The sequence below is a fragment of the Rhodoferax sp. genome, from assembly GCF_013297935.1.
In the GTDB taxonomy this organism is placed as follows: domain Bacteria; phylum Pseudomonadota; class Gammaproteobacteria; order Burkholderiales; family Burkholderiaceae_C; genus Allorhodoferax.
Genome location: NZ_JAAFIX010000006.1, coordinates 113,597 through 127,677, shown reverse-complemented (window position 1 = coordinate 127,677; position 14,081 = coordinate 113,597). Strand labels below are relative to the sequence as shown.

Annotated in this window: 11 protein-coding genes; 7 read left to right on the top strand and 4 right to left on the bottom strand. The window is 64.1% G+C overall.

Annotated features, from left to right (window positions below; genetic code table 11):
* Positions 1 to 32: 32 nt before the first annotated feature.
* The gene (locus QZW03_RS10580) at positions 33 to 1,082 is read left to right on the top strand and encodes an LLM class flavin-dependent oxidoreductase (RefSeq protein WP_296509964.1); all 1,050 of its coding nucleotides are present in this window, start codon (positions 33 to 35) and stop codon (positions 1,080 to 1,082) included.
* Here the strand turns inward: QZW03_RS10580 and QZW03_RS10575 are convergent.
* Positions 1,054 to 1,920, bottom strand: coding sequence for a pirin family protein (locus tag QZW03_RS10575; protein WP_296509963.1), 867 nt, complete (start codon positions 1,918 to 1,920; stop codon positions 1,054 to 1,056). The two genes, QZW03_RS10580 and QZW03_RS10575, sit on opposite strands and share 29 nt — an antisense overlap.
* A gap of 80 nt (positions 1,921 to 2,000) precedes the next feature.
* Here QZW03_RS10575 and QZW03_RS10570 point away from each other — a divergent pair, with 80 nt between their 5' ends.
* A complete protein-coding gene (locus QZW03_RS10570) occupies positions 2,001 to 3,176 on the top strand; it encodes a GGDEF domain-containing protein (RefSeq protein WP_296509962.1) in 1,176 nt (391 codons plus the stop codon).
* A gap of 70 nt (positions 3,177 to 3,246) precedes the next feature.
* Entirely contained in the window at positions 3,247 to 5,226 is a 1,980-nt protein-coding gene (locus QZW03_RS10565; RefSeq protein WP_296509961.1) for an ATP-binding cassette domain-containing protein, read from the top strand.
* Positions 5,227 to 5,238: 12 nt separating this feature from the next.
* On the opposite strand, the gene QZW03_RS10560 is transcribed toward QZW03_RS10565, so the two are convergent.
* Positions 5,239 to 6,531 carry a CaiB/BaiF CoA-transferase family protein gene (locus QZW03_RS10560; protein WP_296509960.1) on the bottom strand — a complete coding sequence of 431 codons (1,293 nt, stop codon included), beginning with the start codon at positions 6,529 to 6,531 and terminating at the stop codon, positions 5,239 to 5,241.
* 106 nt (positions 6,532 to 6,637) lie between these two features.
* Between QZW03_RS10560 and QZW03_RS10555 the strand changes: the two genes are divergently transcribed.
* Positions 6,638 to 7,984: a GH1 family beta-glucosidase gene (locus tag QZW03_RS10555; protein ID WP_296509959.1), complete on the top strand. Its 1,347-nt coding sequence runs from the start codon at positions 6,638 to 6,640 to the stop codon at positions 7,982 to 7,984.
* On the opposite strand, the gene QZW03_RS10550 is transcribed toward QZW03_RS10555, so the two are convergent.
* Positions 7,981 to 9,012, bottom strand: coding sequence for a LacI family DNA-binding transcriptional regulator (locus QZW03_RS10550; RefSeq protein ID WP_296509958.1), 1,032 nt, complete (start codon positions 9,010 to 9,012; stop codon positions 7,981 to 7,983). The two genes, QZW03_RS10555 and QZW03_RS10550, sit on opposite strands and share 4 nt — an antisense overlap.
* A gap of 75 nt (positions 9,013 to 9,087) precedes the next feature.
* The gene (locus QZW03_RS10545; RefSeq protein WP_296509957.1) at positions 9,088 to 10,284 is read right to left on the bottom strand and encodes an acyl-CoA dehydrogenase; all 1,197 of its coding nucleotides are present in this window, start codon (positions 10,282 to 10,284) and stop codon (positions 9,088 to 9,090) included.
* Between the two features lie 198 nt (positions 10,285 to 10,482).
* Between QZW03_RS10545 and QZW03_RS10540 the strand changes: the two genes are divergently transcribed.
* The 3 genes from QZW03_RS10540 to QZW03_RS10530 are packed head-to-tail and all read left to right on the top strand — an operon-like array spanning position 10,483 to position 13,907.
* On the top strand, positions 10,483 to 12,168 hold the full coding sequence (locus QZW03_RS10540) for an NAD(P)/FAD-dependent oxidoreductase (RefSeq protein ID WP_296509956.1): 1,686 nt from the start codon (positions 10,483 to 10,485) through the stop codon (positions 12,166 to 12,168).
* A gap of 5 nt (positions 12,169 to 12,173) precedes the next feature.
* A complete protein-coding gene (locus tag QZW03_RS10535; protein WP_296509955.1) occupies positions 12,174 to 12,977 on the top strand; it encodes a carbon-nitrogen hydrolase family protein in 804 nt (267 codons plus the stop codon).
* A 6-nt stretch (positions 12,978 to 12,983) separates the two neighbouring features.
* On the top strand, positions 12,984 to 13,907 hold the full coding sequence (locus QZW03_RS10530; protein ID WP_296509954.1) for a LysR family transcriptional regulator: 924 nt from the start codon (positions 12,984 to 12,986) through the stop codon (positions 13,905 to 13,907).
* The last annotated feature ends 174 nt before the right edge of the window (positions 13,908 to 14,081 follow it).

Sequence of the window (14,081 nt, the reverse complement as noted above, 5' to 3'; positions counted from 1 at the left end):
CCAGGACTTCAGGCTTTCGCCACAATCCCGCCATGACTTCTCACACGCTCCCCCGCCTCTCTATGCTCGACCTGGTCGCCGTCCGCGAGGGCGGCACGGTGGGCCAAGCTCTGGGAATTGCCTTGCAAACCGCACAGCATGCGGAGGCCTTGGGGTTCGAGCGCTATTGGCTGGCGGAGCATCACAACATGCCGGGCATCGCGAGCTCAGCCACCGCGGTCCTAGTGGGTCACATAGCCGGTGGGACCCGGCGTATCCGGGTGGGCTCGGGCGGCATCATGTTGCCCAACCATGCGCCACTGGTGGTGGCAGAAGCCTTTGGCACTTTGGCAGAGCTGTATCCAGGCCGCATTGACCTGGGTTTGGGGCGCGCTCCCGGCACCGACCAAGCCACCATGCGCGCGCTGCGCCGCAACAAGGTAGAGCACGAAGACGACTTTCCCCGCGATGTAGCCGAACTCCAGACCCTGCTCGGCCCACTCCAGCCCGGCCAAAAACTCGTTGCCATGCCCGGCGCAGGCACGCAGGTGCCCATCTGGCTGCTGGGCTCCAGCCTGTACTCGGCCCAACTCGCGGCGCACATGGGCTTGCCCTACGCCTTTGCATCACACTTTGCCCCACGGTACCTGCACCAAGCGATCGCGATGTACCGCAGTCTGTTCAAACCCTCGGCTACGCTCGCCAAGCCCCATGTCATGGTCGGCGTGCCGCTGGTCGCAGCGGAAACGGACGACGAGGCGGAGTTGCTCGCCAGCAGCATCTACCAACGGGTGCTGGGTATCTTGACCGGGCAACGCAAAGCCTTGTCGTCACCGGTGCCGCAGTTCCTGCAGCAGTGCCCGCCGGACGCCCGCGCAGCCATCCACGATTTTCTGGGGGAGGCGGTGATCGGCGGACCCGGGACGGTGCAGCAGGGCCTGCTGGCGATGGCCGATGCCACACACGCCGACGAGTTGATGCTGGTTTGCGATATTTACGATCCGGCGCTGCGCCTGCGCTCGCTCGACATTGCCACCAAGGCCTTGCGCCGCGCTGCGAACGACAGCGCCCGGCTCAAGGACGCCGCACCGGCAATGGGATGAACTCTGTTTCGCCGGGTACCGCAGGGAAACGCTGAGCCTCCCAATCGTTTTGCGCCTGGACAATGCGCTCCTTGCGACTCGACACAAAGTTCCACACCATGAAGCGGTGCCCCAGCGGCGTGCCACCGATCACCATCAGGCGCGTAGCTTGTGCGGCGTGGACGACCGGCTCGACACCTTCGTCCAGCACCTGCATCTGGCCAGCCGGCAGCAGCCTGCCGTCAATCGTCACACCCGCATCCACGCTGTAAACACCCCGCTCTATCGCAGCTGCAGGCAAGGTCAGAGAGGCTCCGGCCTCGAGGTCGATGGCGAGATACAAAGTAGGCGACAGGGTGAGCACCGGCGACATCGCGCCATAGGCTTGGCCCACCAACACGCGCACCCGCGCCCCGGGCAACTCCACCGCCGGAATCGCGCTGGCCGGGGTGTGGGCGAACGAAGGTGCGTCCTCTTCATGCTCGGCCGGCAAGGCCGCCCACAGCTGAAAGCCGTGGCTGTTGCGGTTCACATCCCGCAGGTCGTCAGGGGTGCGTTCCGAGTGCACGATGCCGCGGCCTGCCGTCATCCAGTTGATAGCGCCGGGCTCGATGCGCTGCACCACCCCGGTGGAATCGCGGTGCATCATGGCGCCCTCCAGGAGGTAGGTCACCGTGGCCAGCCCGATGTGCGGATGCGGGCGCACGTCGTGGTTGTCACCGGGGTGGGCCGTCACCGGGCCGAAGTGGTCAAAAAACACAAACGGGCCTATGGCCTGGCGCTGCACAGCCGGCAACACGCGACGCACGGTGAAGCCACCGCCCAGATCATGGGCACGGGGTTGGATGGTGATGGGCATAGACCCATTCTGCCCGATCACCGCCCCTGCGCACCGTGCCACCGCAAGGCTTGCGCTCTGCTACAGTGGGACGAATCCGCATGAATACCACTCCCGTCCGCGATCTGCGACGCACCTTAGAGCGTTGGAACTCCGAGTACAGCCTGGTACTGGATCAGGTTCACGCGAACAATTTGCACAACACCCGCCTGTTCGCACCTGTCGTCGCCGGCATGAACGGTGTTTTTGCCCTGATTTTTCTTTGGTTGGCGCTCACTGCGCCCGACGCGGACTCTACCTACCGCTGGAAACTTTGGCAGTGTCTGGTGCATGTCGCCATGGGGATATCGTTGTTTCTTTGCGGGCTAGCGGCGCGGGCTCTGGAGCATCGCTACCGCTCGTGGCCCGGACGGTGGCTGCCGATTTTCACCCTCACGATCGGGATCGGGTTCTCGGTTGCCATTGTGGTCATCGACCAGTCGGTCACGCCCAATATCACCCCCTTCTTCATTACTTGCACGGTCACCGCGCTGGCCGTGTTTATGCGCCCCCAGGTCGCAGCGGTGCTGTATGGCGGCGCTTGGATTGCCCTTGCCCTGCTACTGCGTCACACCCAGCACAACGCAGATTGGCTGCTGCACAACCGTATCAATGCGCTGGCGGTCTGCATCATTGCCTGGTGCATATCGGTGCTGCTGTGGCGCAAGTTCAGCACCATCGCCTACCAAAAACAGCAACTGGACAAGGCCCACAGCGAACTCATGGTCAAGCAGCGCGAGCTGGAGCGCCTGACCCGCCAGGACGGCTTGACCGGCCTCTTCAACCGCAACACGTTTGTGGAACTGAGTACCAATGAACTCAAGCGCGCACAACGCCAGGGCAGCGCCACCACGATCCTATTGTTGGACCTGGACCACTTCAAGCGCATCAACGACACCTGGGGCCATCCGGCCGGCGACGCGGTGTTGCGCCACGTGTCCCAGACCATGGTGCAATCCGTGCGGAGCACCGACTTGGTGGGTCGACTGGGCGGAGAGGAGTTCATCGTGCTCTTGCCCCACACCTCCGCAGACGCGGGACGCCGGATTGCAGAAAAAATCCGGCAGCGACTGGAAGTCAGCCATATTGAATGGCAAGGCACCCGCATTCAGGTCACCGCCAGCATCGGCTTGACCAGCGCCACCGCCGAAGAGGGGCGGACCTTCGACTACCTGTACAACGAAGCCGACAAAGCCCTCTACCTTGCCAAGCAGCGCGGGCGTAACCGGGTGATTTGACTTGCCCTGCCCACCGCGGCCGGACGCCGGTCTGCGGGGCTTTTGCCGGTGCTGGGATAATCGCCGCCACATGGCACTTATTACCCTTCTTGACGCCCAGCTGGCATTCGGGCACGTCCCCCTCCTCGACCACGCTGATTTTTCCCTTGAAACGCAGGAGCGCGTCGGCCTGATCGGCCGCAACGGCGCCGGCAAATCCTCCATGCTCAAAATTCTGGGCGGCATGGAAAAGCCCGACGACGGCACCCTGCAAGTGCAGGGCGGCACCCGCATCGCCTACGTGGCGCAAGAGCCCGTGCTCGACGCAGACGCTACAATTTTTGTAGCTGTACGCGCAGGCTTGGAGAGGGTGATCGGCCTGATTGAGCTGTATTGCGCGGGCGAGGGCGACCTTGACGCCATGCAAAGTGAGATCGAAACCCTGGACGGTTGGAACTGGGAGCAGCGCGTGAATGAGACGCTGCAGCGCCTGCACCTGAACCCCGATGCGGTGGTCAACACCCTCTCCGGCGGGACCAAGAAGCGCGTGGCCCTGGCCCAGGCACTGGTGGCCCAGCCCGACGTGTTGCTGCTCGACGAGCCGACCAACCACCTGGACCTGGACTCGATTGAGTGGCTCGAAGGCCTGCTCAAGGAATTCAAGGGCTCCATCATCACCATCACCCACGACCGCTCGTTCCTCGACAATGTGGCGACCCGTATCGTGGAACTCGACCGCGGCAAGCTGATGAGCTACCCCGGAAACTTTGCCGCCTACCTGCTGCAAAAAGAAGAGCAGTTGGCGCAAGAAGCCATCATCAACGCCAAGGCCGACAAGCTGCTGGCGCAAGAAGAGGTGTGGATCCGCAAGGGCGTAGAAGCCCGCCGCACCCGCGCCACCGCGCGGATCAACCGCCTTGGCGAACTGCGCGCCAACCGTGAAGCCCGCCGCGACGTCGTGGGCAGCGTGAACATGGACGTGAACAGCGGCGACAAGAGCGGCAAGCTGGTCTCCGAGATGGTGCATGTGAGCAAGACCTTTGGCGTGGGCACCGAGCAAGAGCGCCAGATCGTGCGCGACTTCACCGCCACCATTCTGCGCGGCGACAAAATCGGCCTCCTGGGCCCCAACGGCGCGGGCAAAACCACGCTGCTCAAGCTCATCTTGGGCGAGCACCAGCCCGACCCGGCGCCCGCCAACGCGCCCAAACCCGAGCCGGGCCACAGCCCCTGGGGCACGGTGCGCCTGGGCTCGAACGTGACCGTGGCGTACTTCGACCAGATGCGCAACGCGCTGGACATGGACGCCACGCTGGAAGACTTCATCAGCCCCGGCTCAGAGTGGATTGAAATCGGCAACCAGAAGAAGCACCGCAAAAGCTACCTGGGCGACTTTTTGTTCTCCCCCGCGCGTGCTACCTCGCCGGTGCGCTCCTTGAGTGGTGGTGAGCGCAACCGCTTGCTGCTGGCCCGCCTGTTTGCCCGCCCCGCCAACGTGCTGGTGCTGGACGAGCCGACCAACGACCTGGACATCGACACCCTGGAACTGCTAGAAGACCTGCTGCAAAGCTACGACGGCACGGTGTTTTTGGTCAGTCACGACCGGACCTTCCTCGACAACGTGGTCACCAGCACCATTGCCTACGAGGGTGATGCGAGGTGGCGCGAGTACGAAGGCGGCGTGAGCGACTGGCTGATCCAGACCAAGCGTGCCAACGAAATCAATGCTGCTCTTGGTAAAACCACGGCTAAGCCCTTTAACTACGAGCGCGAGCAGCTACAAAAACAGGAGCAAGCCAGCGCCAAGGTGAATGCCACTGCCCCTGTGGCACCGGCCCCCACCAAGGCCAAAAAGCTCAGCTTCAAAGAGCAGCGCGAGCTCGACGCCCTGCCCGACCAGATTGCCGCGCTGGAAGCCGAGCAAAAGGACATCACCGAAGCTTTGGCCGACGGCAGCCTCTACGCCAGCGATAACGCGCGTGCGATTGCCCTGAGTGAGCGCAACGCCGCGATTGACGAGGCCTTGATGGAAGCGCTGGAGCGCTGGGAAACCCTGGGCAAGCCGGCCTAAAGGCCCACTGACTTAGACAACGCCCTGTTGCTGCAGGGACTGGATGCGCGCAGCGTCCAGACCCAGTTCCTGCAGCACCTCGGTGGTGTGCTCGCCTAGCGCAGGCGGCGCATAACGCAGCTGCACCGGTGCGGCGGACAAGCGCATAGGGCTTGCCACGGTGCGGATTTCTGCAGCCCCCTTTTTCATGTCATTTGCTATGCTTTCAGGAGCATCAGGCGCACTATTTGTCTTGGCCAAAGGCTGTTTTAGCACCAAACCACGGGCTTGGACCTGCGGGTCTGCAAAGGCACTGGCCAGGGTGTTGATGGGGCCGCAAGGCACGGCTTTGTCTTCGAGCAGCGCGATCCAGTCGGCCGTGGTGCGGGTTCGGGTGGTCTCGCTCATGAGGGGCACGAGGGTGGCACGGTGCTCCACCCGCAGCGTGTTGGTGGTGAAGCGCGCGTCTTGCGCCCACTCCGGCCGGCCGGCTGCGGCGCAAAAGCGGGCGAACTGGCCATCGTTACCTATCGCCAGCAACATGGCGCCGTCCAGCGTGGGAAAGTCCTGGTAGGGCACGAGGCTGGGGTGGGCGTTGCCCATGCGCTGCGGCTCGGCTCCGGTGTTGATAAAGCCCGCGGCCTGGTTGGCCAGAATGGCCATGCCCACGTCCAGCAGCGCCATATCAATGTGCTGTCCCTCGCCGGTGCGGTGCCGCATTTCCACCGCCGCCAAGATGGCGCTGGTGGCGTAAATGCCGGTAAACACATCGGTAATCGCCACTCCCGCCCGTTGGGGCCCGCCGCCGGGCGCACCGTCGGCCCGGCCGGTGATGCTCATCATGCCGCTCATGGCCTGGATCATCAGGTCGTAGCCCGCCCGCTCGGCGTACGGGCCGGTCTGGCCGAAGCCGGTGATGGAGCAATAGATCAGCCGCGGGTTCAGGGCCTTCAGGCTGGCGTAGTCCAGCCCGTAGTGGGCCAACCCGCCGACCTTGAAGTTCTCTACCAGAATGTCGCTTTGCAACGCCATCTGCTGGATCAGGCCCTGCCCTTCCAGCGTGGACATATCGATAGTGACCGAGCGTTTGTTCCGGTTGCACGCGGTGAAATAGGTGGCGTGCGGTGTGGGCTGACCGTCGGTGTCGGGCATGAAGGGCGGGCCCCAGTGGCGGGTGTCATCGCCCGCTATGGGGCGCTCCACCTTGACCACATCGGCCCCCAGGTCGGCCAGCATCTGGGTGCACCATGGGCCGGCCAATACGCGGGACAAGTCCAGAACTTTGAGGTGCGACAAGGCGCCTTGGCGAGGGGTGGGGAGGGTCATACCGGCTTCCGTGCAGGGGGGCTTCCATAGTAGCTTCTGCAGTGGGTTTGACAGGCGGTGTTTCGCCCGTAAAATCCGCACCTGAAAACGATTTCAAATGAGAATAATGCAAGGACACCCCGTGACCTCTCCCGAGACATTCCCCCTGCCCCCTTTTCCCTCCGATTTCCGTTGGGGCGTTGCCACCAGCGCCTACCAGATCGAAGGCGCCGCCGCGCAGGACGGGCGGGCCCCCTCCATCTGGGACACTTTCTCGCACACCCCCGGCAAAGTGGTGCACGGCGACACCGGCGATGTAGCCTGCGACCACTACAACCGGCTGGAGTCCGACCTCGACATGATTCAGAGTCTGGGCGTGGACAGCTACCGCTTCTCCATCGCCTGGTCCCGCGTGCAGCCGCTCGGCTACGGTGGCTGGAACACCGCAGGCCTGGACTTTTACGAGCGTCTGGTCGACGGTTTGCTCAAGCGCGGCATTGCGCCCTACGCCACCCTCTACCACTGGGACCTTCCGCAAGGCCTGCAAGACCTGCAGCAAGGCTGGGAAGCCCGCGATACCGCCTACCGCTTTGCCGACTATGCCGAGCGCATGGGCCGCCTGCTGGGCAGCCGGGTGGCCAGTATTGCCACCCACAACGAGCCCTGGTGCACCGCCACACTGGGCTACGACATGGGCATCTTTGCTCCCGGCAAAAAAGACGTGCCCGCCATGCTGCGGGTGTCGCACAACCTGCTGCTCTCGCACGGGCTGGCCTTGCAATCCATGCGCGCAGCGGGTGTCAAAGCACCGCTGGGCATTGTGCTGAACCAGTCCCCTACCACCGCCGCCACCGACAGCCCTGCCGACCAAGTGCGTGCGCAGCGCGAGTACGACCGCTTTGTACGCTGGTACATGGACCCTATTTTCAAGAAGGCCTACCCCCAGGGGCCGGAGCTGGCGCAGCCCGACAACATGGAGGCCGGTGACTTCGACATCATTGCCCAGCCGCTCGACTTTCTGGGCATCAACTACTACACCCGCATCTGGGCCAGCACCAGCACACCGCCCGTGCCCGCGCCCAACGTGGACGGCGTGTCAGACATGGGCTGGGAAAACTACGCCCGCGGCCTGAACGACTTGCTGCAAGGCATCCACCGCGACTACACCCTGCCCCCCATCTTCATCACCGAAAACGGCTTTGCCGAGGCCGACACCGTGGTCGATTGCCGGGTGAGCGACCCCGGCCGTCAGGCCTACATGCAAACCCACCTGCAAGCCCTGCACGAGGCCATGGCCGCGGGCGTGGATGTGCGCGGCTTCTTCTACTGGAGCCTGATGGACAACTTCGAATGGGCCAGCGGCTATGACAAACGCTTCGGCCTGGTGCATGTGGACTACGCCACCCAAGCGCGCACCCTGAAAGACAGTGCCCTGCGCTACCGCGAATTCATTGCCAGCCAGCGCGCCCGCTAAACCTGGCGCGTGGTCTCGCGCACCATGAGCTCCAGCGGGGGCAGTTGCACGGCCTCTGCGGGGTAGCCCATCATGTCCAGCAGCATGCGGGCGGCATACAGGCCCACCTCGTACACCGGCTGGCGCACGCTGGTCAGCGGCGGCGTCATGAAGCTGGAAGTGGGCATGTCGTCAAACCCCACCAGCGACACATCTTCCGGCACCCGCAGGCCCCGCTGATAGAGCGCTAGGCGTGCGCCGAGCGCGGTGTCGTCGTTAGCGCAAAAAATGGCAGAGAACGGGACGCCGCTACCGATCAGACGCTGCGCGGCCAAGTGACCGCCCTTGTCGGTGAAATTGCCACGCACCAGGAGGCGCGGGTCCGGCTCCACACCTGCCTCGGCATGGGCCTCCAGATAGCCAAGGTAGCGGCCCTGCGCGTCAGCCCGGTTCTCCACGCCTGCGATGTGGGCGATACGGGTGTGCCCTAAAGACAGCAAATGGCGGGTAGCGAGATAGCCGCCGAATTTCTGGTCGACATGGATAGAGCGCAGGTTCGGGCCTTCGAGGTCGCGCTCGGTTATGACGACAGGCTGCTGGGTCGCCACCTGCAGCACATCGGAATCTGCGATGTCACTGGTCAAAATAATCACCCCGTCCACCCGCCGCGAGGTGAGCAGCTTGAGGCTGGCGACATCGGTCGCCGCATTCCAGTGGCCGCTCACAATGATGGGGGAGTGTCCGCTGGCCTCCAGCCCCACTTCAATGCCCTTGAGTGCGCGCGAGTAAAACTGGCTCTCGATCGACTGGGTGAGCACCCCCACCGTCATGGTGATGCCGGTTTTCAGGCTGCGGGCAAAAATGTTGGGGCGGAATTTGAGCTGTGCAATCGCGGCCTCCACCGCTTCCCGCTTGGCAGGCGCCACTTTGGCAGTGCCGTTCAAAATGCGGGACACCGTGCTCGGCGACACGCCGGCCACCTTCGCGACCTCCAGCAGGGTCACGGGCTCTTGGCTCAAGGTAGCGGCGGAATCAGGGGTGGCGGGCATGCAGTCTCAGACACGAACAAGTTGCGCCGGAGTTTATGCCATGCCCCACCGCCGGGGCATGGGGTTGAACCCGCTTCAGTTGGCAAACGCCGCAATACCGGTTTGCGCACGCCCCAGGATCAGGGCGTGAATGTCGTGCGTGCCTTCATAGGTGTTGACCACCTCCAAATTGACGAGGTGACGCGCCACACCAAACTCGTCGCTGATGCCGTTGCCGCCCATCATGTCGCGGGCCAGGCGGGCAATGTCCAGGGCCTTGCCGCAGGAGTTGCGCTTGAGGATGGAGGTAATTTCTACCGCCGCCGTGCCCTCGTCTTTCATGCGACCCAGGCGCAGGCAGCCTTGCAGGCCCAGCGCGATTTCGGTCTGCATGTCGGCCAGCTTCTTTTGAATCAGCTGGTTGGCCGCGAGCGGGCGGCCGAACTGCTTGCGATCCAGCGTGTACTGGCGGGAGCGCAGCCAGCAGTCCTCGGCCGCGCCCAGTGCACCCCAGGCAATGCCATAGCGCGCGCTGTTGAGGCAGGTGAACGGCCCTTTGAGGCCACGGATCTCGGGGAAGGCGTTTTCTTCGGGGCAAAACACACCATCCATGACGATCTCGCCGGTGATGCTGGCGCGCAAGCCCACCTTGCCGTGAATTGCCGGCGCACTCAGGCCCGGCATGCCCTTCTCCAGCACGAAGCCTCGGATAGGCCCCACGGCACCGGACTCGCTGACCTCTTTGGCCCACACCACAAACACATCGGCAATGGGGCTGTTGCTGATCCACATCTTGCTGCCACTGAGCTTGTAGCCGCCCGCTACCTTGTGGGCGCGGGTGGCCATGCTCTGGGGGTCGGAGCCGTGGTCCGGCTCGGTCAGGCCGAAACAACCAATCCACTCGCCGGTGGCCAGTTTGGGCAGGTACTTCTGGCGCTGGGCCTCGGTGCCGAACTCGAAGATAGGCACCATCACCAAGCTGCTCTGCACGCTCATCATGCTGCGGTAGCCGCTGTCGACCCGCTCCACCTCGCGGGCAATCAAACCGTAGGCCACGTAGTTCAAGCCGGGGCCGCCGTATTGCTCGGGGATGGTGGGGCCGAGCAGCCCTAAGGCTCCCATTTCCCGGAAGATGGCCGGGTCGGTGCTGCCGTCCCGGAAGGCTTGGGTCACGCGGGGGAGCAACTTGTCCTGGCAATAAGCCGCTGCGGCGTCGCGCACCATGCGCTCATCGTCCGAGAGTTGGCTGTCCAGCAAAAACGGGTCTTGCCAGTTGAAGGCGGCGTGCGACATGGGAGCTCCAAAGCGAAATAGGGAGTGCCGATGGTAGCCGCGGGCACAGCATCCCGCAATCAAGGCTTACGCACACAGTTATGAGTTTTAGAAATACTTTAATCTAAATTTCGCTATATATCAGCGAAATTTGCGTCCACTGTTGCGATTCGCGCATAGCTATGCCATAGTGCCGGTTTTCTTGGAGGGGCTTTGGCCATGGGCGAGCACAGCACACACCACGCAACCGGGCAGCGGCCTCCGGTCACCATCTTCGGACCCGACTTTCCCTTCGCTTTTGACGACTGGATCGCGCACCCCGCCGGCTTAGGGCAATTGCCGCCCCACTGCCTGGGGGAAGAGGTCGCCATTGTGGGTGCCGGCATGGCCGGCATGGTGGCCGCCTACGAGTTGATGAAACTCGGCCTCAAGCCGGTGATCTACGAAGCCTCCAAAATGGGCGGCCGCCTGCGTTCGCAGGTGTTTGAAGGCACCCGCAACACCGTGGCCGAGCTGGGCGGCATGCGTTTTCCGGTCTCCGGCACCGCGTTCTATCACTATGTGAATCAACTCGGTCTGCAAACCCGCGACTTCCCCAACCCGCTCACCCCCGCCTCCGGCAGCACGGTGATCGACCTCGAAGGCGAAACCCACTACGCAGCCGCCCTGAGCGACCTTCCCGCCATTTTTCAGGAAGTGGCAGCCGCTTGGGCTCAGGCCCTGGAAGACGATGCACGCTTCTCGGACCTGCAAGACGCCATCCGGCGGCGGGATGTTCCCGCCCTCAAGCGCCTGTGGAATACCTTGGTGCCGCTTTGGGACGACCGCACCTTCTACGATTTCATTGCCAACTCCAAAGCCTTCTCGGCGCTGTCCTTCCGGCACCGCGAGGTGTTCGGGCAGGTCGGCTTCGGCACCGGAGGCTGGGACTCCGACTTTCCCAACTCCATGCTCGAAATCCTGCGGGTCGTGCTCACCCAGTGCGACGAAAACCAGCGCTTGATTGTGGGCGGCGCCGACCAGGTTCCGCACGGCTTGTGGCGCCACGCTCCGGCAGCGCCGGTCCACTGGCCGGCCGGCACCACCCTGCAAAGCCTGCACTCAGGCGCCACCCGTGCCGGGGTCGCCGCCATTGCCCGCGCCCCGGATGGACGGCTGGCCGTGACCGACTGCTGGGGCGACACGCGCCACTACCGCGCAGTGCTGACCACCTGCCAGAGCTGGCTGCTGACCACCCAGATTGCGGTCGAAGAGTCCCTGTTCTCACACAAGATGTGGATGGCGCTGGACCGCACCCGCTACATGCAGTCCAGCAAGACCTTTGTGATGGTGGACCGCCCGTTCTGGAAAGACAAAGACCCCGAGACCGGCCGCGACCTCATGAGCATGACGCTCACCGACCGGCTCACCCGCGGCACCTACCTGTTTGACAACGGGCCCGACCAGCCTGCCGTGATCTGCCTGTCGTACGCCTGGATGGGCGATGCCCTCAAAATGCTGCCGCAATCCCCCGAAAAGCGGGTGAAGCTGGCGCTGCAGGCGCTCAAAAAAATCTACCCCAAGGTGGATATTGCGAGCCACATCATTGGCGACCCGATTTGTGTGTCGTGGGAAGCGGACCCCTATTTTTTAGGCGCCTTTAAGGGGGCCCTGCCGGGCCACTACCGCTACAACCAGCGCATGTATGCGCACTTCAAACAAGACCAGCTGCCCGTGGCGCAGCGCGGCATTTTCATTGCCGGTGACGATGTGTCCTGGACCCCGGCTTGGGCGGAGGGCGCGGTGCAGACATCGCTGAATGCGGTGTGGGGCATCGTGCAGCACCTGGGCGGGCGCAGCCACCCCGACAACCCCGGCCCCGGCGACGTGCTCGACACGCTGGGCCCCATGGCGCTGCCGGACTGACGCCCATGCGCACGCCCCTCACTCTCGCACTGTGGCAGTGTGCGCCGGCTCCGCTAGATGTGCCGGGCAATCTGGCGCGCCTCGAAACGGCGGCGCGCGAAGCCTCCCGCGCCGGAGCCACGCTCCTGGTGTGCCCCGAAATGTGTCTCACCGGCTACGCTATTGGCGCCCCGGCGGTGCAGACCCTGGCCCAAGCGGCTGATGGTGCTTGGGCCGCTGCGGTGGCCGCTATGGCCCGGCGCCACCAACTCGCGGTGGTGTACGGCTACCCCGAGCGGGATACAGAGGGGCGTGTGTACAACGCCGCTCAGTGGATAGATGCCACCGGCCTGCCCCGCCTGAACTACCGCAAAGCCCACTTGTTTGGCGAGCTGGACCGCAGCCAGTTCGCGGCCGCGCCCCCCAGCGCCCGGTTGGTCGAGCTGAGCGGCTGGAAAGTCGGCTTGCTGATTTGCTACGACGTGGAGTTTCCGGAAGCCGTCCGCGCCTTGGCGTTGGCCGGTGCCGACCTGGTGGCCGTGCCCACCGCCAACATGTCGGACTATGACTTTGTAGCCCGCTCATTGGTGCCGGTGCGCGCGTATGAAAACCAGCTCGCGGTGGCTTACGCCAACTTCACCGGCACCGAGGAACCGCTGCACTACGGCGGCTTGAGCGTGGTGGCCGGGCCGGACGGCAGCGCGCTCGCACAGGCCGGGCGCGAAGAAACCCTGCTCATTGCCACCCTGCACCCCGACCAACTCACGCAGGCCCGGCAACGCGCACAGCATGTGCGTGATTTACTGGCCCTCCAAAACACCCAGCCCTGACCCACGATGCGACGAAAAATCCCTGCCACTCAGGCCCTGCTGTGCTTTGAGGCGGCGGCCCGCCATGAGAGCTTCACCCGGGCGGCACAAGAGCTGTCGCTGACCCAGAGTGCTATTTCGCGTCAGATCACCGCGCTCGAAGAGTTGGTAGGCATGGCCCTGTTCCGCCGCACCCGGCACGGCGTGGCACTCACCGGTGCCGGCACCCGCTACGCCACCCAGGTTGCCGCGCGGCTGCGCGGGCTGGAGCAAGACACCCTGGACCTCATGTCCACCCGCGGCCACGGCGGTGCGGTGCACCTGGCGAGTGTGCCCACCTTTGCGGCGCGCTGGCTCTTGCCGCGTCTGCCGGACTTTCATGCCAGGTATCCGAATACGGTGGTGCACATAGATACCCGGACGCGCCCGTTTCTGTTCAACGACACCCCGTTCGATGCGGCCATCTTCGCTTGCACCGAGCTGCAAATCCGGCACTGGGCGGGGACCCGCAGCTACCCGCTCCTGCAAGAGCAGGTGGTGGCGGTGTGCAGCCCCGCCTTGCTGCGGGGGCGCAAGGCCTTAAGCGTTGCAGAGGTGGCCCAGCTGCCCCTACTACAGCAAAGCACCCGCCCTGACAGTTGGCAGAACTGGTTTTCCGCGCAAGGCTTCGAAGCGCCCAACGCCATTGCCGGGCCGCGCTACGAGCAGTTCTCCATGGCTTCATCGGCCGCGGCGTGCGGCATGGGCGTGGCGCTCATCCCCCGGCTGCTCATCGAAGCAGAGCTGGCACGGGGAGAACTGGTGCTGGCCCACCCCGCCCCCTTGGCCGGTGAACGGCGCTATTACCTGGTGCTACCGGAAAGCACCGACGCAGGTCCGGCGGTGGAGCTTTTCAGCACGTGGCTCCAGACAGTGTCCAGGCCTGACACCGCTAGCGACACAGCGCGCTAGCCACGCCCCGAAACCCGCGCCCCAAAACAGGGGCCCTGCACTTTTCCTGCACCTCATGGCGGTGCAGGTTGCCTGTTTGCAGGCGGTTTTATGGTGCAAACCCCTAGTTACAGCATGGCACGTGGATTGCTAGCATGCACACCATGACTTGACCAAACGGTCAGTTTTTTAAGG

Excerpts from the sequence above, each read along its gene's own strand:
- QZW03_RS10570 (WP_296509962.1), top strand. The coding sequence starts at position 2,001 with ATGAATACCACTCCCGTCCGCGATCTGCGACGCACCTTAGAGCGTTGG.
- QZW03_RS10530 (WP_296509954.1), top strand. The coding sequence starts at position 12,984 with ATGCGACGAAAAATCCCTGCCACTCAGGCCCTGCTGTGCTTTGAGGCG.
- QZW03_RS10575 (WP_296509963.1), bottom strand. The coding sequence starts at position 1,920 with ATGCCCATCACCATCCAACCCCGTGCCCATGATCTGGGCGGTGGCTTC.
- QZW03_RS10550 (WP_296509958.1), bottom strand. The coding sequence starts at position 9,012 with ATGCCCGCCACCCCTGATTCCGCCGCTACCTTGAGCCAAGAGCCCGTG.
- QZW03_RS10565 (WP_296509961.1), top strand. The coding sequence starts at position 3,247 with ATGGCACTTATTACCCTTCTTGACGCCCAGCTGGCATTCGGGCACGTC.
- QZW03_RS10555 (WP_296509959.1), top strand. The coding sequence starts at position 6,638 with ATGCAAGGACACCCCGTGACCTCTCCCGAGACATTCCCCCTGCCCCCT.
- QZW03_RS10535 (WP_296509955.1), top strand. The coding sequence starts at position 12,174 with ATGCGCACGCCCCTCACTCTCGCACTGTGGCAGTGTGCGCCGGCTCCG.
- QZW03_RS10560 (WP_296509960.1), bottom strand. The coding sequence starts at position 6,531 with ATGACCCTCCCCACCCCTCGCCAAGGCGCCTTGTCGCACCTCAAAGTT.
- QZW03_RS10540 (WP_296509956.1), top strand. The coding sequence starts at position 10,483 with ATGGGCGAGCACAGCACACACCACGCAACCGGGCAGCGGCCTCCGGTC.
- QZW03_RS10545 (WP_296509957.1), bottom strand. The coding sequence starts at position 10,284 with ATGTCGCACGCCGCCTTCAACTGGCAAGACCCGTTTTTGCTGGACAGC.
- QZW03_RS10580 (WP_296509964.1), top strand. The coding sequence starts at position 33 with ATGACTTCTCACACGCTCCCCCGCCTCTCTATGCTCGACCTGGTCGCC.